The sequence below is a fragment of the Bacillus timonensis genome (genome assembly GCF_004799755.1).
In the GTDB taxonomy this organism is placed as follows: domain Bacteria; phylum Bacillota; class Bacilli; order Bacillales; family Bacillaceae_L; genus Ferdinandcohnia; species Ferdinandcohnia timonensis_A.
On sequence record NZ_SLUB01000009.1, the window covers coordinates 42854 to 64258 of the forward strand.

18 protein-coding genes, 1 pseudogene and 1 riboswitch are annotated in these 21405 nt (G+C 37.3%); of the genes and pseudogenes, 2 read left to right on the forward strand and 17 right to left on the reverse strand.

Annotated elements, in window-relative coordinates; genetic code table 11:
- Positions 1–107 precede the first annotated feature (107 nt).
- The 12 genes and pseudogenes from E1I69_RS25445 to E1I69_RS07435 all read right to left on the reverse strand — a co-directional run.
- Positions 108–210: pseudogene (locus E1I69_RS25445) on the reverse strand (2-oxo acid dehydrogenase subunit E2); the annotation flags it as partial.
- 53 nt (positions 211–263) lie between these two features.
- On the reverse strand, positions 264–1043 hold the full coding sequence (nadX, locus tag E1I69_RS07385; RefSeq protein WP_136378966.1) for an aspartate dehydrogenase: 780 nt from the start codon (positions 1041–1043) through the stop codon (positions 264–266).
- Positions 1044–1058: 15 nt separating this feature from the next.
- Entirely contained in the window at positions 1059–3338 is a 2280-nt protein-coding gene (locus E1I69_RS07390) for an ATP-binding cassette domain-containing protein (RefSeq protein WP_136378967.1), read from the reverse strand.
- 76 nt (positions 3339–3414) lie between these two features.
- The gene (locus tag E1I69_RS07395; RefSeq protein WP_136378968.1) at positions 3415–4329 is read right to left on the reverse strand and encodes a Gfo/Idh/MocA family protein; all 915 of its coding nucleotides are present in this window, start codon (positions 4327–4329) and stop codon (positions 3415–3417) included.
- 36 nt (positions 4330–4365) lie between these two features.
- Complete coding sequence (locus E1I69_RS07400; RefSeq protein ID WP_347561800.1) at positions 4366–4941, reverse strand: HAD-IA family hydrolase; 576 nt, start codon at positions 4939–4941, stop codon at positions 4366–4368.
- 224 nt (positions 4942–5165) lie between these two features.
- Positions 5166–5681 (reverse strand): spermidine N1-acetyltransferase, encoded by a 516-nt coding sequence (gene speG, locus E1I69_RS07405; protein WP_136378970.1) that lies wholly within the window; start codon positions 5679–5681, stop codon positions 5166–5168.
- 199 nt (positions 5682–5880) lie between these two features.
- Positions 5881–6735, reverse strand: a complete 855-nt coding sequence (locus tag E1I69_RS07410; protein ID WP_136378971.1) for a malate synthase — start codon at positions 6733–6735, stop codon at positions 5881–5883.
- Between the two features lie 367 nt (positions 6736–7102).
- Positions 7103–8566: a C39 family peptidase gene (locus tag E1I69_RS24785; protein ID WP_207308518.1), complete on the reverse strand. Its 1464-nt coding sequence runs from the start codon at positions 8564–8566 to the stop codon at positions 7103–7105.
- Positions 8567–8878: 312 nt separating this feature from the next.
- Positions 8879–10504 (reverse strand): amidohydrolase, encoded by a 1626-nt coding sequence (locus tag E1I69_RS07420; RefSeq protein ID WP_136378972.1) that lies wholly within the window; start codon positions 10502–10504, stop codon positions 8879–8881.
- 108 nt (positions 10505–10612) lie between these two features.
- On the reverse strand, positions 10613–12079 hold the full coding sequence (locus E1I69_RS07425; protein WP_136378973.1) for a sodium:solute symporter family protein: 1467 nt from the start codon (positions 12077–12079) through the stop codon (positions 10613–10615).
- Entirely contained in the window at positions 12079–12297 is a 219-nt protein-coding gene (locus E1I69_RS07430) for a DUF3311 domain-containing protein (protein ID WP_136378974.1), read from the reverse strand. The genes E1I69_RS07425 and E1I69_RS07430 overlap by 1 nt, the downstream gene beginning before the upstream one ends.
- Before the next feature lie 684 nt (positions 12298–12981).
- Complete coding sequence (locus E1I69_RS07435) at positions 12982–14469, reverse strand: MFS transporter (RefSeq protein WP_136378975.1); 1488 nt, start codon at positions 14467–14469, stop codon at positions 12982–12984.
- A 273-nt stretch (positions 14470–14742) separates the two neighbouring features.
- Positions 14743–14831: riboswitch (cyclic di-GMP riboswitch) on the forward strand.
- Positions 14832–14916: 85 nt separating this feature from the next.
- Between E1I69_RS07435 and E1I69_RS07440 the strand changes: the two genes are divergently transcribed.
- Together E1I69_RS07440 and E1I69_RS07445 are read left to right on the forward strand one after the other, a co-directional pair.
- Positions 14917–15561, forward strand: a complete 645-nt coding sequence (locus E1I69_RS07440) for a WxL domain-containing protein (RefSeq protein WP_136378976.1) — start codon at positions 14917–14919, stop codon at positions 15559–15561.
- 64 nt (positions 15562–15625) lie between these two features.
- Positions 15626–16693: a WxL protein host-binding domain-containing protein gene (locus tag E1I69_RS07445; RefSeq protein WP_136378977.1), complete on the forward strand. Its 1068-nt coding sequence runs from the start codon at positions 15626–15628 to the stop codon at positions 16691–16693.
- A gap of 427 nt (positions 16694–17120) precedes the next feature.
- Here E1I69_RS07445 and E1I69_RS07450 read toward each other — a convergent pair whose 3' ends face one another.
- From E1I69_RS07450 to E1I69_RS07470, 5 genes are all read right to left on the reverse strand, one after another.
- Positions 17121–17834 carry a nucleotidyltransferase domain-containing protein gene (locus tag E1I69_RS07450; RefSeq protein ID WP_242634557.1) on the reverse strand — a complete coding sequence of 238 codons (714 nt, stop codon included), beginning with the start codon at positions 17832–17834 and terminating at the stop codon, positions 17121–17123.
- A 193-nt stretch (positions 17835–18027) separates the two neighbouring features.
- Complete coding sequence (locus E1I69_RS07455) at positions 18028–18723, reverse strand: ABC transporter ATP-binding protein (protein WP_136378979.1); 696 nt, start codon at positions 18721–18723, stop codon at positions 18028–18030.
- Positions 18723–19844, reverse strand: coding sequence for an ABC transporter permease (locus tag E1I69_RS07460; RefSeq protein WP_136378980.1), 1122 nt, complete (start codon positions 19842–19844; stop codon positions 18723–18725). The genes E1I69_RS07455 and E1I69_RS07460 overlap by 1 nt, the downstream gene beginning before the upstream one ends.
- 137 nt (positions 19845–19981) lie before the next feature.
- The gene (locus E1I69_RS07465; protein WP_136378981.1) at positions 19982–20557 is read right to left on the reverse strand and encodes a TetR/AcrR family transcriptional regulator; all 576 of its coding nucleotides are present in this window, start codon (positions 20555–20557) and stop codon (positions 19982–19984) included.
- Positions 20558–20669: 112 nt separating this feature from the next.
- Positions 20670–21170, reverse strand: coding sequence for a DUF1456 family protein (locus E1I69_RS07470; RefSeq protein ID WP_136378982.1), 501 nt, complete (start codon positions 21168–21170; stop codon positions 20670–20672).
- Between the last annotated feature and the right edge of the window lie 235 nt (positions 21171–21405).

Consider the following 21405-nt stretch of genomic DNA (forward strand, 5'->3'; position numbering starts at 1 on the left):
TTACTTGACTCTTAATATCGAGAATGCATGTCGTAACAAGTATTACTTGTTCAAAGAAAAACTGCCCTCGTTTTTTGAGGACAGTTCTCTTTAGACTACTCTTTAGATTAATATGCTACTAACAAATCAGGTTCGTGAACTAATTTTTTAAATTCATTTACAGCCTTCTGCGCGGTTGCTCCATCAATTAAGCCGGTGATCATATTTTAATTAAAACCTTTAAAATAGTGAAAAAAGAACGAACCTTTAAGGCTCGCTCTAAGTTATCCACCGATTCTTAGTTTGTCATTCATTCTATTTAATGTCCCGAGGATACTCATTGCTGCTAAATAGCTTGTCTTTGGATTATCTGGTAGTGGATTGTTCGTAATCGAAAATGTTGCTTCCCCAAAATCTCCTACTATCTCCACTTGATGAATGTTTTTTTCAATATGTGGATCGGCCACTAGACACACACTCGTCTTCTCTATGCCTACCCCAGCCAACGACAAGACAATGGAGACATTCATGTTTTTCGGAAACTGCTTAATGGCATCAATCGCTTTTCCCTCAAAAACAACCTTTGCTTCATCGATAGGCCCGTCGATTAGTGAGCTAGCAGGTTTCCGGGTAGTCAGCAAAACGCTTTTAACTGCACCAAGAGCGTGTGCATTTTGCAATAAGTCCAAACCACCAATTGCACCAGAAGGCAAGTGAACTACATTCTTATATTCTTTTACAAGAGTACTTAGTTCTGTCAAAAGCGCTTCATCTGCAAGAGCGCCTATACTTATTAACACTACATCTTTTTTCTTCATAACCGATGGTAACAAGGTTTTCACTGCATCTATATTCGCTGCCTCCACCACAATATCGATTTCCGAATCAAGAAAAGCTTGGAGGTCAGTAAACAACTTCACCCCAAAGTTTGACTCCAACACCCCATACTTTTCCTTATTCCGTACCAAAATACTATTAATCTCTAGATTTTCATGTTGATTTTGATTGATTTCTTTCAATAAAAAAGTAGCAATTGCCCCCGCTCCAATTACACCGATCTTCATAGTTACCTCCCCATTTTATGTGATATGCGTAATAACTCCATCCTTTACCCATTTCGCTGTTAATGTGTCTGCATCTAATATCTCTTCTGGTGTGCCTTCAAATATAACTTGTCCGCCTTGTTTTCCTCCTGATGGACCCAATTCGATTACCCAGTCACTTGCCGCTATAAAGTTTAGATTGTGTTCGATGATGATAACAGAGTTTCCTCTGTTTACGAGATTTTGAAATACGTCTAAGAGTTTTTCATTATCTTCTGTGTGCAGTCCTAAGGATGGCTCGTCTAACAGGTAGATTTGTCCTTCTTTTTGCAGGTGGCTTGCGAGTTTTAGACGTTGGATTTCTCCTCCACTTAGCGAACTTGTCGTCTGGCCTAAGGTTAAATATCCTAATCCTACTTCCTTTAACGTATGCACTCTTTTTATGATCTTTGGTAGTTTAAAATATTGATTAGCTTCGTCGATGGTTAAATCTAAAATGTCTACTATATTTTTATCCTGATAGCGATAGACAAGCGCTTCATCTGAATATCTCGTGCCGCCACATGTCTCACAAGGGATTGTCACCGGATCTGCAAAGGCTACGTCAGGCTTTATGACTCCTTTTCCTTTGCAGATAGGGCATGCCCCTAGGGAGTTAAAGCTGAACAAACCCGCTGGTTGTCCTGTTTCTTTTGAAAATATTGCACGAATATCATCCATTATTCCCATATATGTAGCTAAAGTCGAACGGTTAGAAATTCCGATGCTTCCTTGCCCTACCTTGATCGTTTCAGGATACTTGTTCGTGAATGCTTCCAATAATAAGGAGCTCTTACCTGAGCCTGACACCCCACATACAGAGACTAAGACATTTTTGGGAATCTGGACGCTAATATTTTTTAAGTTATTGATGTTTGCGTTATTAAGTGGAAAATAACTTTTAATTTCCCTTGGATTTTTATTAATGTTTAGCTTGCGGGTTAGGGCCGCTGCAGTTGGAGAGTTTTTGAGGCCTTCTAATTTGCCTTGATAGACAACTTCTCCACCATTTACTCCTGCCCCTGGTCCCATTTCTATGATTTGATCCGCTATTTTTATGACTGATAGATTATGTTCAATTACGATTACCGTATTATGTTGGTCTTTTAATCTTTTTAGCATCTGGATCAACAAATTGACTTCTTCTGGATGAAGTCCTGCACTTGGTTCGTCAAAAATGTATGTAATGTTATTTAGGCTACTCCCTAAATGACGAGCGATTTTAACCCTTTGAGCTTCCCCACTGGACAGGGTGCCCATTTTTCTTGCCAGACTTAAATATCCGAGTCCCATGTCAATGAGTTGTTTTACATGCGGGATTGCTTGTTGCGCGATCGACTCCCCCATCGGCTCTTTAATGTTTTTGAGTTCTGCTAGTAATTCTGGAAGCTCTAGTTGATCATATTCTGCGATATTCAATCCATTTATTCTACATTCTAATACTTTTGGATTTAGGCCAGAGCCATGGCAGGTTGGGCATAAGGATTGAGTTGTCACTGCTAAAACATCATCTTGGGATACTTCTTTCAGCTTTGAGATGTCTCTATTGATATAAAGGCGCGTAAATCGAGGCAATAGCCCATCCCACTCATGATCCTGTGGTCCATTTTTTGTATGGAACGGTGCATAGACTTTTTCACCTTCCGGGGGACCATATAAGAGCAGGCGGCGTTTTTCATCTAAGTAGTCCTTGATTGGTTTATCTGAATCAAATAATCCGCCCGTCATCATCCATCTCCCTTGCCAACCTGAAGGAGATAATGGCTTAAATCTCACCGCATACTCTCGAAGTGATTTATCAAAATCGACCATCTTATGTAAGTCTGGTGCAATGACCTCTCCAAATCCACCACATTCTGGACATCTCCCAAAAGAACTTTGACTCGAAAAATCGGTGGCAGAACCGATTGATGGCTTTCCTATTCTCGAGAACAAAAGTCTAAGTAATGGATTGATATCCATATAGGTACCAACTGTCGAACGTGTATTGCCCCCTATCTGTCGTTGTTCCACTACAACAACCGGGCTTAAGTTTTGCATAAGGTCAGCGTGGGGTCTTTCGTACCTTGGCATTTGATTTCGGACATAAAGAGGATAATTCAACGTCATTTGTCTTCTACTTTCAGTTGCCAATGTATCAAAAACAACCGAACTCTTTCCTGAACCTGAAAGACCAGTAAATACGATGATTTTTTCTTTCGGTATATTTAAATCGATATTTTTTAAATTATGTTCTTTAAGCCCTCTTAAAGTGATTTCATCTTTCACTTTTGACATTTTATCCTCCTTTCCTGGAAACGCATGCCAAGTTATCTGCCAAGAAATCGTTTCCAACTGAAAGTATATTTGTGTACTATTCTTTCTTTTCCACTAGTTTCGATAGAATCTCTTCGCAAATTTCATGGGTTTCAAGTGCATCCCACGCTGAAATTGCAGGTTCTGAATTTGTGCTGACGGCCTGAATAAAATCTTTCACCATTTGCTCAAACCCTCTTTTAACCAAAGTAGGTTCCCAATCACTGCTCCGGATCTCACTATTTTTCATCCCTTTCGAAATGACTAAAGTCGATACGTTTGTGACTGTCCTCTTCTCCAATGGACCCATAACCTGAGCCATTTCCTCAGTGGTTCCATTATCCCTATTCATGATGCCGATCGCTGTTCCAGATTGGGAAATAAATTGAATCACAACGTGGTATAACGCTTCATTTTCCATGCGACCGTTCACGATAATATCCTCAATCGGGTGAGGAAACAAGTACCTCATTGTATCCACAACATGGATAAAATCATCAAAAATAAACGTCCTTGGCTCACCTGGAAGATTATTGCGGTTCTTTTGGACAACCACCATATTTGGCTGAGCAACTTCCTTCAATCTTACATATGAAGGGGCAAATCTGCGATTAAATCCCGCCATCAGAATAAGTCCTTGATCTTCCGCCAGTTCAACAAGCCTTTTGGCACCTTCATAATTGTCCGTAATGGGCTTGTCTACAAACACATTGATTCCGCTATGGAGAAGCCACTCAACAATCTCTTCATGAGTGGCTGTTGACGAATGGACGAATGCACCCGTAATCCCACTATTAACCAGGGATTCGAGGTCGGAGTGAATATGTTCAAACCGATACTGGCCAGCAATTGATCGTAACTTTTCTTGGTTTCGTGTGTAAAAGTGAAACTCAATCTCTTTTAATTCGCTATAAACTGGTAGATACGCTTTTTTTGCAATGTCTCCAAGTCCAATAACTCCAATTTTAATCATTGATTTATCCCCCACATTATTATTCGTAGTGCTATTTTATAAAAAAGGTAGAACATTCATCTTGAAATCAGCATAACTGTCGAGGTGAAAGTCCGCCTCAATATCCGGATTTTCGAAGGCAACAGTTTTGATACCTAATTCCCTCGCTGGTATTAAGTCTAATTCGCGGTCGCCAATCACCAAATCAATTGGATAGTCCTTGATTACATGTTGATATGATGCTGCATGTGGTTTTCGGGTAAAGCCTTCTTCCTCAACCGAAACTATCACCTTAAAGTAATGCAATAGCTTGAATTTTTCCAGAAGAAACAAAGTGGACTCCTTGTCGCGATGCGTGACGATAAAATTGTCATCGGCCACTTGTAAAACTTCTTCTAAATGCTCAAATGGCTGGCTGTTAAAGGAATACTGATTATAGAGTTTGATGTATTCCTGACGTTGACTTTCCTCAATTCCATAATGCTGAAAGGCCACTTTCGAGTTGACCTTGAGCCACTTCAGAACTTCATTTGGATCCAAATCCTTGCCACTTAAATGGATAAACCCTTTGACAAGTGCTGGATACGTGTTAAACAATGTTCCGTCAAAATCCCATAGAATATTAATGTAAATCCCTCTTCTCTCTCTTCTGTGATACCTACATTATAGAAATGATACTCCTGAAAATAAAGTTTTGCGTTTAAGCAGTTGTCCAAAAAATAATATCCGTCACAAAAATGAAGAGCAAAAAGCCCAATCTTTTTTATGATTGGGCTTTTTACCTGTTCGATAAAATTGTTTTCACTCGAATTTAAATTAAATTCGATTCTATGTAATATGTGGATACTCGTAGAATCTCATGAACCTCTATTAAAATGTTGGTGTTGAAACATACACATTCTTATTGCATTATGATATTCACCGCCAACAAAAAACTCATCGATTAATTCTCCTTCAAACTGAAAACCTAGCCTTTTATAAATATGAATGGCTTTTTCATTCGTTTTATCCACGATTAAATATAATTTGTACATATTTAATACAGAAAACGCATAATCCATTGCGAGATATGTTGCAGACTTCGCATATCCATGTCCTTGATGATTCGGATCAATAATAATTTGGAATTCTGCCCGACGATGAATATAATCAATCTCTACTAATTCAACCAGGCCCACCATTTCATCGCCTTTTTGGACAATAAATCTTCTTTCACCTTGATCGTGAATATGTTTATCATACAAGTCCTGTAATTCAACAAATGACTCATACGGCTCCTCAAACCAATAGGACATGATGTTTGCATTAATATTTAATTTATGGACAAATCCTAAGTCAACCCGTTCTAACGGTCTTAATTTTACATCTGTCATTCCTTTTCATCCTCCGAATCCTGCGTACAACCTTCTTAACATAAAGTCTTTCCTTTTCTTCCGCTTTTTGTCCATTTTTCTAAAAAAAGAAACTACAAAAAAGCAGATGGTATAGAGATTTTCTATAACAACTGCTTTTATTATACCAACACCCAACGCGGGTACGTTCCTGTCATTCTTATTATCTTTGTACTAACGTCTAAATACGCTTTAATGCGCCATTAGGCTTGGGTAACTCTTGCTCGATTATTTGATTCATTTTACAAAAGTGCTCAAAGAATTGTTGTGCAAGCTCTCGTTCCTTTGGGTCATTTTTCAACGAAACAATATCAAGCAAAATTTGGGCCATCCATGAATTTTCAAAGTAACGGTATTTACCTGTGTTCCATGTCATTTTGTGAGGGAATTTTTGATTCACATAATAATCCCAGAATAGCATCTGATCCGATTCCTGTTTTGTCAGTTGGAGTCTGTATTGTGAATGAGCAGGAATATTTCCATCTTCACAAAGCTTACCGATAAAACCTTCATCCACCATATAAACACCTAAGATACGTCTGTCTTTTTCAGGCATTCCAGGATCAACTGATGTTAATAGAACAGCGCTATTTTGGTGCAAACGGATGGGTTTGTTTGGCTTCCCCTTGTTATTCCCACTTTTGATTTCGCCCGAAAATACCTTCCACTCTGAAAAAGAAGTTTCCTGTTCTTCTGGATCACACCAAAAAACCATTTGTGATTCGGGATGAAGTTTATGATTTTTCATAAGTTTTTCATGTTCCAAGCGAAGTTCCAGTCTTTTTCGGTATAGCTTTTTTTCCTCTTCCTTCTTCCATTCTTCTTGCTTTCGTTCCATTTCCTTCTCTTGTATCATTTTTTCAAGTGAATTAGCAATACTTTTATCATGCAGCTTTAGGTGCTTTTCAAATACATCAGGGAAAACAAACTTTTTATTTTCCGAATCAAAATGCACTTCAATACTAGAATCATTATGATTTACTATACTACCCATGCCAAAACGCTTGTGTGAAACTTTCTTATTGATTAAATTCATTTTCTAGTCCTCCTTGTAGAATAAAAAACCCGTTACTTTTAGATCGTAAATGGATCATTTTATTCAACTAACATACTTTTAAAGCTCACATGACTGTTTGAATTTTTCTACGTTTTTTTAAAAAAGGAGATTGAATTAATAATTGTAAAACTATTATAACATTTTTTTGAAAATATCACAATTTTCTTGTTGACATCATATTTTATTGTGAGGTAAAATTAAATTTTATTCTCTCAAACTATTAAAAGACAGCTAAAAAAAAGACCTCCAAAAGTAACGAAACTTTTGAATGGCCTCTATAGAGTTACCACTTAACATTCACTAAACATACCCAACCTAGCAATCTCTACTAAAGCATTGGTTTATATTAATAAACTACAACCGCATATTTGGTTAAATTATAACTCGCTTCAAATGCACTTGCTTTTACCCAATATTTCCCGGCCGCTGGGTCTGTTACATGATAATAACCTTCCTTATAACCACTTAATGTCATAACGTGCGCATTATCGATACCTGTTCCCCAAAAATATTGACCATATTGTGGTGAACCCCAATTCATGGTTACATAAACAATCACTGGATTTCCATTTTCTAATTGTTTTTTAAGATTCTCTATTGAACTTCCTGTCATATTGGAAACACTACCGTACTTACTTCCCCATTTACTTAATGGAGCCGGATAAATCGATTGGTAAACCCCACTTACTACTTTATAAGGTGTTCCACCAAATCCATTATTTGGATTGCCTTCTTGATCAACAGGCATCTCCTCTAAAAATCTTTCTAGTGTATAATTTTTCGCATATCCTTTATACTGTAATGCCTGCAATAAAGCAGCAGCTTCACACCCCATAGGAGCATTAGCTAGATACTGATTTAGATAAGGTACTTTTAACTCCACTATTTTTAAATTGCTGGATGTTGAAGTGTTGTTGGACTTTGCCGAAGATTTATTGGATTTTTGCTCTGTTATACTCTCTTTTTCTCTTTTTTGTTTCTCAGCTTCGGCTTTTGCCTTTGCTTCTGCTTTTGCTTTCGCCGCTTCCTCTTGTTCTTTAAGGTGAAGGTCTATTTTTGCTAGTGTTTCAGATAAGCGATTTTTAGCTTTATGATTCTTCACCTTTTCTACCTCTAATTTCATCGAATCATAGTCTTTTCTTGTTACTCCTTCTGCTACTTGGCCATCTTTATAAATTTCTAACGATTTTGTAACTGCTCCAATTTGATTTATTTGTGTTTCTGCTTCTTTTACCAAGTCGTTTATTGTAGTTTGCCACTCATTTACATCTCCTTCTTTATCCTCAACAAACACCATGTTTTTAATCTCTATTACTTTTTCTGCATGTAAATCATCAGCAATCACTAAGTTTTGAGAAACTGTATCTCCATTTATTGCTTTCTCATCTCCACCAAACAACGAATTGACTTTTTCTTGAATAAAAAATTTGTGATTAATTTCTTCTAGTTCTATCTTTAATGATTCTTTCTCCGTATTCATTTTCTCGATTTTAATTGTTAGTTCATTTCCCTTGGTATCAAAGTCGAATTTTGGACTCTTAAATGTATTTAATGAACTGTTTACTCCGTCAATTTCCTTTTGTGTTAAATCTGCTTTTAAAAAATCAGGCGTATCCGATTTAAGAAGGTCTGCTTGATCTTTGATTAAAGTTAATTCCTTATGTAAATCCGATAAACGATCCTCAGCCTTAGCCATGTTTTGTTTGTAATTGTAATGGTCGTATGCAAACAATCCTCCAGAAATAACGAAAACAAAGATAATAATAGTTGCTGCTGTTACAATTGTTTTTTTTGGTAGTTTTAAATTCATCTCTTTTTCCCCCTGCAAATTTCAGTGCACAATAATATATTTGAATAGTTATACATAAACATAGATACGGCGAAAAATACAGAGTTTATTGGAAATTGACAAAAAAAACCCGGATTCCTTTTGGGGAAACCGGGATTGAATTACCCTATTCTGAGGAAACTCTAGATATATCAAAGTTAAAAATGATTTGACATACCCCAAACGGTGACTTGCCGTGTATGTGGCAACACATGGGGTGCTGGTGCAGTGACAAAGGTAAAGTTTACAAACACCAACAATGGCCTTAAAGGAACGTTGTGAAATAGAAACTATCTATTTACTAACTAATTGCTTCGATTGGAATACTATGTCTCCATCAACCATGGTTAACTCAACCTTAATATCTTTTAATTTTTCGGATTCCGCATGTAAGATACTTGAATCTAAAACAACAAGATCAGCTAGTTTTCCAACCTCAATGCTTCCTTTTTTATCTTCCTCGAAACTGGCATAGGCTCCATTATAGGTATATGCACGGATTGCTTCTAGAACATCAATACGCTGGTTTTCCCCAACCAATTGATCTTTCCAAGATTTTCTGTTTACTGCAGCGTGAATCCCAAGTAGAGGATTAACAAATGTTACAGGTGCATCCGAACCGATTGCAGCAATGATTCCTTTGTCGATATAATCGCGAAGCGGATACATAACATTCACCCGTTCAGCATAATATTCAAGATACTTATCCCCATTTACATACATAAAAACAGGGTTAGGGATTGGGATAACACCAAGTTTCTGCATCCTATTCTGCAAATCAGCGGATGAAATGCCAGCATGCTCGACCCGGTGACGGTGATCTATTCTCGGATGCTCCTCCAATGCTTTTTCAATGCAATCCAGTACCATTTCAACAGCACGGTCTCCCTGGGCATGTGCCGTGATTTGAAAACCTTTTTTATGGGCTTCTCCTAAAATTCGGTTCAACTCATCTTGACTATAATATGTAATACCATAATCATTTGAATTATGAGAGTATGGTTCACGCGTTGCAATTGTAGGCCCAACACTGCTTCCATCGGTAAACAATTTAGCAGGACCAATCTTAAAATAATCATCGCCAAGTCCTGAAATTAGACCCGCTTTCACCACTCTTTCGACGAAGTCATGAGAGTTCGTTAATGAACCAATAATTGCGTACACGCGTACTCGAATTTCCTGCTCTTTAATTGCCTGCTGCATAATTCGAAGGGATTCCGCCCCATCCCCATATGCTCCGGCATCATGTATACTTGTAATACCTGCTTGAATAAATTCATCTGATGCAAGCTTCATACCTTTACGTATTTCTTCATCCGTATAACTCGCATATTCAAAAAGCTGCATATGTGCATTTTCAATTAATGTCCCTGTTAGAGCACCATTCTCATCGCGTCCAATGATCCCACCTTCAGGGTTTACCGTGTCTTCTGTAATCCCCGCAATTTCTAATGCTCTACTGTTTGCAATCGAAGTGTGATTACATGTACGAATAATTACAATTGGGTGATCAGTGGAAACCTTATCTAATTCCTGCCTTGTTGGAAAACGATTTTCTTTTAATTTAGATTCATTAAATCCCCATGCCCGTACCCACTGACCCTTTGGTGCCTCTTCCGCTTTTTTTTGTAAATCAATAAATATATCTTCCAATGATTGAATATGAGGTTCTATGCAACTTACGCCTAATAGGTTCGTTCCATAAATCGTTAGATGCAGATGGGCATCAATAAAACCAGGCAGCACCGATTTCCCATGGAGATCAATCACATTTGTTTCATGAGAAATATATTCTTGAATCTCTTGATTTGAACCAACTGCTATTATATGATTCCCTTTCACAGCAACACTTTCTACAACACTATTATCATCGTCAACCGTAACAACTTCACCGTTCATAAAAACAATATCCGCCTTCATACATAGCCCCTTCCTTTCGTAACAGTTACCATATATTAGGAAACACTCTCTACTTTTAACAAAGAATCGTCGGTCTCTTTGGTTTGAGAAACCGACGATATCATTTTTTTATGCAGCATCTACATATTTCTTAACATCTTCTTCGTCTTGTGGTTTTGTTAAGTAGCTGACAGTAACCATAACTACGATATTTGCGATTAATCCTAAAATACCAGCGTGGATCTCAAATGGTGTCGAGGTGGCAACAAGCTGATAATAATAGTTTACTAATGTTCCAACGACAAGACCTGAAATGACTCCCTTTGCATTGGCGCGTCTCCAATATAATGCGCTATATATACCCGGTGCGAACTGTGCAATTGAACCATATGCACCGAGCAACAAGGCAATTAGACCCTGACCTCCAAAAACAGTGATATAATAAGCCAACGCACCAATAACAAAAACACCAATTCGCATGATTAATAATGTCTTTTTATCAGATAAATTCTTCCAAATATTTTTAATAATTCCGTCGGTAACCTCTAAAGATGCACTATGGGTAATTGCATCTGCAGTTGACATTGCTGCTGCAAGAGCCCCGGCACCAACCAGTCCATAAAGCCAACCAGGTAAATTCATAACAACTGTAATTAAGTATGGTAAAATTTGATCTGAGTTTGCAAGTTCACCCGAATCTACTACTCCTTTGGCTGCAAATCCCACCAGTAAGAGCGGAACAAGGAACAAGGCAAATACAGGATAGGCAAGTACGGTCTTTTTAATTGTTCTTGAATTCGATGCGTACGATTTGGAAAATAAATGTGGCCACATTAAAAATCCGATTACAGATATTAATATCGTGGTTGTATAAGCGATTGCACCCATCGACGATCCTTCTTTACCAATTTGCAAAAACTCAGGCGTTTCCGCTACCATTTTTGTAAACATATCAGTTGGCCCGCCATGTAATTGATAGACAATCGCCATACCAACGACCCAGGAAACGATAATCATTAATAATCCCTGGAAAACATCTGACCAGGCCGCAGCACGCAATCCACCTGTAGCCACATAAATAACCACAATTCCATAAGAAATTAGTGCACCTAACCAGATAGGGATTCGTCCTTCTGTCATGATATCAAAAATAATCGCCATACCCGACATTTGAGTCGCTAAATATTGAACAGAGGCAAACAACGCAATCAATCCTACAATAACAGCGATTGCAGGACTTTTAAATCTTCCTTTAAGAAATGCAGCAACTGTATAAAAATTATGTTTCTTCCCAATTTTCCCAATTTTGGGTCCAATAATATACCACGGTAAAATAGCAAATGCCGTATACGTAATAATGTATAAGGCAGGAGCACCTTTTGAATATGCCCATCCAGGAGCTCCTAAAAAGGAAAATGCACTGAAAACGGCACCACCCATAAGAAACCACATTACAAACAGGCTTATTCCTCTGCCTGCCACCGCAAATTCATCTAGAGACCCGCTATCTCGCCCTCTTCCGGCCATTATTCCAACGATTAACGCAATAACTAAATAACCAATCATCATTATTAGAGCCATTTGATAACCGGGCATCAGGCATCTTCCTCCTCATTATCAGGATCCATTCTGTATAAAACTATTAGTGCTACGAACGTAATAACAATCCATAGAATGACCCAAAAAAAAGAAAATGGTAATCCCATTATGATAGGTGTTGCCCGATTTCCAATTTCAAATAGAGGAAAGACTAACATCAAAAAAGGAACTACACTAAATAATACATATAGTGTGGTAAATTTCTGTTTACTCATACTTCATCCCCTTTTCTTAAATATTAGTAGAGGTGCGTGAAATGCATCTATAAAGAATAATTCCATTACAACCCCTGTTTCACCAATCCTTTAAATCTGTGCAAGGTCATTAAATACGTTACTCCAACCAACAAAGAATGTATTGTCAGCGCTTGTAAAATTATTAAAACCCCTCCTAATTATTAGAATTTATAGAATCTTTCGTCTCTAAATTATATAAGAAAATATATGATTTATACATGTTACATAACATGTTTAAAAGATTACTCGTATTTTTCCAAACCTGTCCATTAATGGACAAAATAATGGGCGTAGACCAAATCATATATCACATAAAATAGGCTTAGAGATGCAAATATCTCTAAGCCCTTATTTGAATTCTTTTAATAAAGCCCCGTAAGTATTACCAGTTCATTAGCCGCTAAATCGAATTTGATAAATACGCTGAGAAATTTCCTCTAAATAAGAAGTTAGCAGTGAAAACGGCTTAAATAGACGGAAGAGTTCCGTCTATCTACTCAAAAAACGTGAAAATGGCTCACTTTGTTTTACTTAATCGGAGAACTTCCGCCTATTACCCCAAATCGGGCTCTATTCTACAGTCTTACCGGAAATTCTCCGCTTATTTTAACTATTACTGGTTTTCAAGTGCCGAGTCTGAAACGAAAAAGATTTTTTACAAATTTACTTCTGATCTTCTGAACTATTTTCAATCCGATCTTGGATTTCTTTCTTTTCGTCATGCCACCATAATGCCTCTTCGGGTTCTTCTAAAATTTCTTTTATTTCAGCTTTCTCTTCAACAGCTGGTGGTGATCCCCGAAGTGCTTTTCCTGCAGTCTCTTTTAGAAAGATGCTTACAACAACTATCCCTATAATTGATGCGAATATGAGATAGTAGGCAGGTACCATTTCATTCCCCGTTTTGCTAATAAACCAAGATACGACTAATGGGGTCGTACCACCGAACAATGATGCTGAAATATTAAATGTAATCGCCAATGCCCCGTTACGAACATTCGTGAAAAATAAGGAAGGCAATAGCGCAGGCATTGTCCCCTGAAAAGAAGCGGAAAAGACGGCAAGAATCATTAAGCCAAAAAATACCAGGAGAGTGTTTCCGCTACCAATAAGATTAAATGAAGGTATACTTAACAGGATTAACCCTACTAAACCAAATTGTATAATCTTTTTTGCTCCAATCCGGTCACTCAAATATCCCATTAACAGAACAATTGGAATCATAATGACCATCACAATCACGATTAATAACAGCCCTTCTGCTTCTCCGTACCCAAGAACAGCAGTTAAATGTGATGGCATGTAAGATAAAACGGCATAGTTAACAACAATATAAAAGAAAACAACAAACATACCGATCAGTATGGCTCTCCAATGATACTGTAGAATATCTTTTACAGTTATATTTTCATCATCTGATCTCTTTTCTTCCATCGCTTCAAAAGCAGGTGTTTCTTCTAAGTTATTCCGCAAATAAAATCCAACTAAGCCAATTGGGGCTGATAAGAAAAAGGGAATACGCCATCCCCACTCTAACATGGTATCGTCCCCTAAAATAAAGGTGAGCAACGTCACAAGACCTGCTCCAGCAATATAGCCAATTAAGGTACCAACCTCTAAGCCGCTTGACATGAAGCCTCTTTTCTTATCAGGTGTGGATTCAGCTATAAACGTCATGGCTCCCGAATATTCTCCACCCGTTGAAAATCCTTGGACTAAACGGGCAATGAGTAAAAGCACCGTAGCAGTTGATCCAATGGAGGCATGACCTGGAATCAAGCCAATACTTAAAGTCGCCAGAGCCATCATGATTAAGGTAATCGCTAAAACTTTTTTACGACCTAAACGGTCCCCGAGCATCCCAAAGAAAATCCCACCAATGGGTCGAGCAATAAAGGCCACCGCAAATGTGGCAAAAGAATAGACCAACTGCATGGGACCACTTACTTCAGGAAAGAATACTTGTCCAATTGTAGCAGCTAAATAAGAATAGATGCCAAAATCAAACCATTCCATTCCATTGCCCACAGCTGTTGCTACAACAGCTTTACGTGCGGATTTTGAGTCAACAACTGTGATATCATCTTTTTTCAGCTTTGGTTTCGATTTTCTTTTCAACTTTCGGCTATTATTATTTGGGTCGTTAGCCAATCAAAACCCTCCTCATTGATGAACTGATATTAATTTTACTGTCTCCAAAACGTTACTCATTTATCTCATTTGGAATCGTTTTTTTCTGCAACTTCGTAAGTTTACGCAAAAAATCCATTTTAGACTTGAACTCTTTCTTTTTAATAAAACAAAATCTCCATTGGTAAAATTTGATGTGTACCCTTTTTTTGATTTGCATTGTATTATGAGTTTCAGAGAGTGATGGACGACGCAATTCGACAAAGATAGAGAGAGTCAAAAATCGTTCTCATTCTGCAACAAAGGCAAACTAGTTGAAAAATTAGGACGCAAAGCTACAGACCTACTGTGATGGTAATCACTATGGTGGCTGGGCCGCTGAAGAATGGAGAATGATACTCGTACTATGAGTTGAAATTCAAGATTCTTCCGATTCAAACCAAAATTTGTGTTGGAGGGGTTTTTTTTATGGGTAAAATCAAGTTCGTTTCTATAAATCAATCAAACAATCAATCTAAGGGAGGAAACAAAATGAATAAATCATTTTTCAAAAAAATCGTTGTAAGTGCTGTGGCTTTCGGTATCGCTGCAACTGCACTTAGCACACAGTCATTCGCTGCTACTGATGCAACTGTTTCAGGTGGATCATTAACAGGTGGAGGAGTTACTTTTGCTCCACTCACCGCTACACTTGATGGTTCTAAAGTTACAACAGCTGCAGATTGGAAAATCGGTGAAATAATTGATGCTCGTGGTACTGGTGATGGTTGGAACCTAACCATGACTTTAAAACAATTCAAGGAATATGACACAGTAGCCAACGATTATGTAACTAATGGTAAAGTATTGCCTGCTGGTTCTCTGAAAGTATCAACAGCTCCTACAATTTCAAAGAAAGATTCTACTTCTTCTGAAATAACAACAATCACGCCTGTTGGTTTAGAAAAAGAACTTGATACTGGAAGCCCTGTAAACCTATTATCTGCTGCTGTAGATGGCGGTATGGGATCTTACACGTTCGGTGATTTAGGTGTACAATTAACAATTCGTGCTGATGCATATGCAAAAACTTACAAAACAGATGCAACTGTTACTTTAAACACTGCTCCTTAATAAACGGTTAATTTTCTTAAAGTCCTCCAATACTAAGGGGGACTTTTTTTATAGGAGTGGTTATATGAAATACCGAAAAATCCTTTCGATATTGTTTCCCCTAATAATCATATTTTTCCCTTCTTTTATGATTTATGCTGAAGGAAATGATTTTGAATTTCGGGTGGAACCTATTTTTCCTGAATCCCAAATTGGAAATCAAGGTTATTACCACTTCAAAGGTAAACCGAATGAGACGATTACGTTACAAGCAAGAATAATTAATGACAGTAAAAATGAGTTGATAGTTAATATCCGCAGTTTGAATGCTTATAGTGGAAATCAGGGCATTATCTATCAAGAAGAACCTATTTTAGAAGGAGCCTCAATCACAAATGACTCCTTTCAATTTAAAAAGGCAACCACAAACCCTTCTTCTGAAGTAACCGTTGGTCCTTTGGAATCAAAAGTTGTGGAGTTTACGATAAAAATCCCTGAAATAAACGGAACTCTACTTGGTAGTATGGAATTTCGAGTCTTTCAAGGAACAGAAGAATTGACACAAAAAGAAGAAAATTCCCAGCTATTAATTGATCAATATAAAGCAGTTAATCTTGGAGTACAAGTGGATGTAACAGATTATAAAGAAACACAGACTCTAGCGCTAGAGGATCCATTATACTCTCCCGAACAAATGGCTATCATGGTTCCTATTGACAATTCTCACCCTGTTATCGTGCCTAATATAACAGGAACGTATAAGGTTACAAAGAGTAAAGATGAAGCCTTTTCCCTTACAGGGGACATTCCATCATTTAAAATGGCTCCGATGACAGCCTTTCATTACCCGATAAGATGGTCAGGAGAAGCTTTAGAGAGCGGTGATTACCATGTCACGTTTACACTTGATGTGAACGGAAACACTCAAACCTATGAACAATCCCTAACCATTAAAAATGAAGAAATAAAAGAAACCCAACAGAAGATGGAAGAACGTGGAGAAGTAACGGTTGCACCTAAAACATTCCCATGGACAACTGTAATAATTGGTATCCTAGTGGTCGTTATTGTGATTTTGCTTTTGTTGACGAGAAAACCTAAAACCCAAAGGAAAGACCGTAAGTATCCTGGTCAAGATCCAAATGGAGCTTAAAGCTTTATCAAGATAAATGGGGTAACCTACGCATAGGCTCCGGATAGCAACCAGCAAGGTATTAAATGAAAAGAAGTTGATTCTCTATATAGGGTAGGGAATCAACTTCTTTTCTCCTTTGATTGGACTTTTTAGATATCTTGTTATTGGGATGGAAAATGTAAAAGAACGAGAGAACTGTCCGCTTGTTTACTTAATAAAAAAATCGGCCACGGCGAAAACGAAAACCAGGGCCACGACGAAAACCAAAGCGAGGACCAAAAAAGGGACCTCGACGGAAACGGAAACGAGGACCACCTACGAAAAATGGCATAATAAAACTCCTCCTTTATCAAATGATAATGTAGGTTATGCCACAAAGGGGTTCGGGGACTGAGACAAACATGGAGAAATCTAAAAATCAGGTGAATTATTTCATATTGAGAATCTAAAAAAATCCTCTGTAACCCACAAACAATTCTCCACCATAATCATCAAGTGTAGATTGAATGAATGAAATGAGTTCAGTTTTATCATTTGTATTCATGTATGTCTTTGTAGATTCCACCAGTTTTTCACACATATCTTTATCATAGGATTTAAGGTTTCTTACCATCCACTTTCCTTCACCAAGCCATTTTCCATTTGCCCTTAAAATCAGTTCAGTTAGCGTATTTATTACCTTATTTAAAATAAATAAACTTTCGGCAAAGTCTTCTGAGCTTTTAAAGTCTGACAAAAAATCTGTAATTTGATACCTTACATCATTTATTTTGTCTTCATCCCATGGCTGTGGACCCTGTTCATACAGTGCTTTTGCCTCTTTTTGGAGTCCCTTTCCATTCCCTTGTTTATCTTCTATAAGCAGACCCTCGGCACACATTTTAATGATGGTGGGCATCCCTCTATATCTAGCTGTTTGAAATTCAAACTCTAAAGATAAAGGCGTGTAAATAAATGCTTCTATTTTCCACCCAAGAAAATGATAACATTCAAGTCTTGGTGTTTCTTTTTCATCAATAATAATTAAATCTATATCAGATTCTGTCGTTACATTTCCAGAAACTGCACTACCACCTACCCAGACGATATCGGATTCAGGATAGTGGGAAACGATAAACTGTTGAGCTATTTTCTTGATTGAGTCCCTCAAATAAAACACCTCCCATACCAAGATATTCACCTAGATGATTAGTGTTCTATAACATTGGTAGTAACTGTAAAATAAATCCTGACCATTTTTCTAAGACCCTCAATATACTTTAGCCAAACCAGCAACATTCCAAAATCAACTAAATCAAAAAAGGTCAGCCCCCACTTTCATTAGTATTTAAAGTGAGGACTGACCCTTTTATTTAACGAACTGCAACAGGTTCTTCAAGTAGCTTCAAATTTCCATCATTCATTTGATAAACTTTGTCGCAATATTTTAATAAGCGTTCATCATGGGTGACCATGATTGCAGCTTTGTTTCGAGACTTCACACCTTTAGAAATAAGCTCGACAATTTCAAAGGCACGCTGTGTATCAAGACTTGCGGTAGGTTCGTCAGCAAGAATGATGTTCGGATCATTCATGAAAGCACGAGCCACCGCTGTTCGCTGCCGTTCTCCACCTGATAGTTGATCAGGAAATTTTTTCAGTTTATCTCCTAATCCTACTTCCTCTAACAACTCTTTAGCAAAAAGCTTATCTTCATTTGTAATAGAGCCTTTCATTTTCTTTACAACCAAAAGTTGATCAAGAACCGTTAAATATGGAACTAGATTTGAGGTTTGTAAGATAAAACCAATTTGCTCCAATCGCAATTTAGAAAGGTCCTTCTGCTTCAAATCGGATAAATGGACCCCATTAATTGTGACGTTTCCTTCAGAAGGTTGAAGAAGGGCACCTGCAATCGAAAGGAAAGTACTCTTTCCAGATCCTGAAGGACCAATTACAGCCACAAATTCGCCGGGGTTAACCGAGATGGAAACATCGTTTAAAGCTATAAACGTATTGTCTCCTTCTTTATAATACTTGGATACATTTTCAAACTGAATTCCATTCATTACTCAACCCTCCCAATCGCTTGAAGTGGATCTATCTTTGTTATTTTTCGAACAGAAAGAAGAGTACTCAATACAGACACGACTAATAATACAAGCGCATAGATGAATACGAGCATAGGATCAAGCGCAAAAGGCATCGCTTCTGGTAAAATCGCTGCTGTTCCATACGTGAGTAAAACTCCTAAACCAATACTAATAATAGCTAGCAAGAATACTTGGGAAACGACAGCTCGTCCAAGAAATGAATTACTTGCGCCGATCGCTTTCATAATTCCAAACTGATTCGATTTCTGCAACGTGATGACATAGAAGAAAACGGTTATGACAACAGCTGAGATTGCCAGGAGAAAAGTAAGCATCATCATGATCGTTCCATTTTCAGCCGTGTAGCCAGGTAGTCCATTAATTGCTTCTTGTTTCGTTGTTGTTTCAATTCCTTCTACTGATTGATCAATGTCTTCTGGAATAATATTTTTCCCTTGAAGCATAATGGCATTAACCGGGCTGTTGATGCCCATATCTGAACCTGGTGCAGCAAAATGAATCGTACGCCATAAGTCCATCTTCATAAAAATAGCTGGCAAATGGTTAAAGGATTGGTCTTCAACAAAACCAATGACTTTAATGACTTCAGTTGTGCCTTCAATTTCAAGGGTATCGCCTAGTTTAATACCTTTATTCTGTAACACATTATTGACGATAACCTCTTTGTCTTTTCCTTTTGTGAGTGGATTCCCCTCAATAACTTCAGGTTCTAAGAATGTTCCTGGATTGATACCAAGAAGGGAGACATCGATTTTTTCATCATCAGATGTTGCATTTTCTTTAAGCACCACTGCTGTACGAGTGCCCATTGGTGCTACATCGTTTACATGTTCCTGATTTTTGAGTTCTTCGGTTAAATCTTCAGATATGACCGACCTTAGCATAGAATGACGCGCACCGTCTTCAAAGACAACATAATTAGCCTCCATATTTTTGAAAGCTGAAGCACTTAGTGAAGAAAGGCCATTCCCTAGTCCCGATAAAATAAAAACAAGCCAGGAGATTAACACTAGAATCATACCAATCATAAAAAAACGTAATTTTGCATGCTTTAATTCTCTTAATGCAAGAAACATATTTTCACCTCTTTGTTTAATTTACTAGATTTTTGAAAATGTACTTGAAGCCCAGAAGTTACAGAAGTGTAACTTTTGATAATAGTAGGACAAATGTGCTACTTGTTCAGTGTAATCAAAAGTAACACAAGTGTCAATTATTTTTCATTAAACATTCCACTACATAGAAATTCCATAACTAAATTCTTCCAGTCTTGTTCGGGTAATTGAGAATAATTAGGGATATTAACCGTTTGAAAAATAAACCCTAAAATAAGGTGATTGGGAAATTCAGATTTTAACAATTTGTCTCTTTTTCCCAATTGGACAAAATCATTTAAATAGGAATACATTTTTTCATGTTGGGTCTCTAACAGTTCAAGAGCCTCATTCACTTTTACATGATTGGATTTTTGAATTTGAAAGATCATTGAAAGAATTTGATGGATTCTACTATATTTAAAAATTACCCCAAGTAAATAATCCAATTGATCCTTGAAGAGAGGATACTCCTTCATTTTTTGAAGATCCAGCAAGAATCGTTCCATTTCTTCGACCATATATTCCGTAATCAATTCATCTTTATTATCAAAGTACTTATATAATGCTGCCCTTGTTACATTCAATTGTTCAGCCAGCAAGCCAAAATGAAATCCATTATAGCCATATTGCAATAATAGTTGATTGGTTGCCTGATACAAATCGCTTTTTGTAAATTTACTTTCACGTCCCATCCTATCACCCCTTTTATCATTATAAGCGAAATAAAGAGAATTTCCGATAAAGATCGTAATGGAATATGACTCATAGTTTTCCTAATGAAGAAACTTCTAAAATGGCAGCATTTTATCCCCTGTATTTAATTGCTAGCCCTTTTAAGAAGTTTCTGGCGAAATTATCTCCGCATTCTTTATAATTCTTATGTCCTTCTTTTCGTAATAAAGCACCTAGTTCTCCTTTTGTTACCCTTAACCCTGCACAGTCAAAAATATCTAGCATATCCTCAGTCGTTAACGCCAGTGCGATTTTGACTTTCTTTAAAAGGAGGTTATTCACGTTTCCACTTGTCTTTAGAGGAGGTTCTGGTAGATTCGGCTGTCCTGGTTTAGGCTCTTGTTTTCCCCTTTTGTAAATAATAAGCCCATTTAAAAAGGAGTCTAACATACTGTGAGTACATTTTATTTGATCTTCGTTCTCATAATCATCATCGTCGTATGTCTTTGTAAGGATTTTTATCACCTCTGGTACGGTTACTTCCACGCCACCAAGTTTAAAAATCTCAACCATTTCTTTATTTTTTATTTCTAATGCATACCTCAACCGAATTAATATATCGTTATTATCCATTCTTTGAGCTCCCTTTTTTTCAATTAGTAGTCATTCAACTTTGGTTATGAAGCCATTCTTTCGGCTGTCTTAGTAGCTTTATTCCCTTTTCCACGATGATTCAAAACAATAATACCGATTGCGACCATGGCAATAGCCACTAGTTATTCTTTCACCCGGTATGAAAATAGCAGACAGGATGGTGTCAACTCCTAAAAAATCATTCCACAAATAAGTATATCCTATTGCATTGTCA